We start from the raw sequence: 1,114 nt of genomic DNA, 5'->3' as shown, positions 1-1,114 counted from the left end.
AGTTCCAGCAGCCAGTGGTAATTGTAGTTATAGTTATCCGACGTACTGTAAATAGAAAAAAAGGTTACGGTTGCCAGACAACCTATGGTTTTCACGATACTGATGGCAATTTCGTTCATCTTATATGGCTAACCGTAATATCAAAGTGTGCGTGGAATGTATCGGGTTGTACCGAGTGTTGTACCGCATAGAGAAAGCTTGGCTATCCGCTGTCGATGTCCATTTATTATAATGCGTGTCATATTTATTTTTATGACAGAGCGTTAATTTATTCTGTGCAAAGAGCCCGCTATAGCCCTTACCTTTATTCTGGATATTGCTGCGATGTTGAAATAAAACGCTGTCGTGCTTCTTTTAGACAACGCTTTTGTTGCGATAACTAGCGCGGCACTGTCATTCTCAATTAATGGCCACATCTGTTAATCATAGCATTTATTGTTGTGGGAAAACTATAACGGCAGTGATATTGATACCCATCTTACAGTGTTATTTATGTTTTGTTTTTTAATCAGTTATTACGCTTCCCTTGCTGTTGTGCCCTGTGGGCAGGGCAGACTGTTGGCGTGGGTTTTATCCGTTTATCCTTTTATCTTCTTTGGCTTTCTGTTGTTTTACCCCTATTTTTGATTGGGCTTATCTATTAAATTATCACCTATTAGTTTTTTATATTGCATATCTTTAAATATGTGGGGGAATAACACGGCGCGACGTTTTTATTGCGCACCGTTTGCCTGACTTTGCTCTGTAATGCGTAGTTTAATGTCGCTTAATAATTGCTGATAGCGTGCCGGAAGCGGCCATTCGGCGCGGTGAATGGCCCAGAGGGTATCGATAACCGGGGACTCACTGTGATGCACGCGGATTAATTCAGATCTGGCGAATGCGGTCACCGCAAAGCGCGGAAGTACGGTAAAGCCCAGACCGCGCGCCACCGGCTCAAGGATCAGGCTGATTTGGTTAGTAAAACCGTGGACTGGAATGTCATCTAAACGTTGGCCAGGAAACTGACGGCTAAGTAAACGCAGCGCCATAGCGCGACCATCAGGGTGATCAATAAAGCCTAATGTCTGCAACGCTGGCCAGCTGACTTCAGCAAGAGAAGCGGGGACTACCA

At 44.1% G+C, this 1,114-nt stretch carries 1 protein-coding gene; it reads right to left on the bottom strand.

Annotated elements, in window-relative coordinates; all coding sequences use genetic code 11:
• Positions 1-713: 713 nt before the first annotated feature.
• On the bottom strand, positions 714-1,114 hold a 401-nt coding region (locus ACRC27_RS10600), incomplete at its 5' end, for a LysR substrate-binding domain-containing protein (RefSeq protein ID WP_438639844.1).

The sequence above is a fragment of the Plesiomonas sp. genome (assembly GCF_051650925.1).
Taxonomy (GTDB): Bacteria; Pseudomonadota; Gammaproteobacteria; order Enterobacterales; family CAMTGL01; genus Plesiomonas.
Note: the sequence above shows the minus strand (reverse complement) of the source record. Positions and strands in the feature narration are given on the sequence as shown.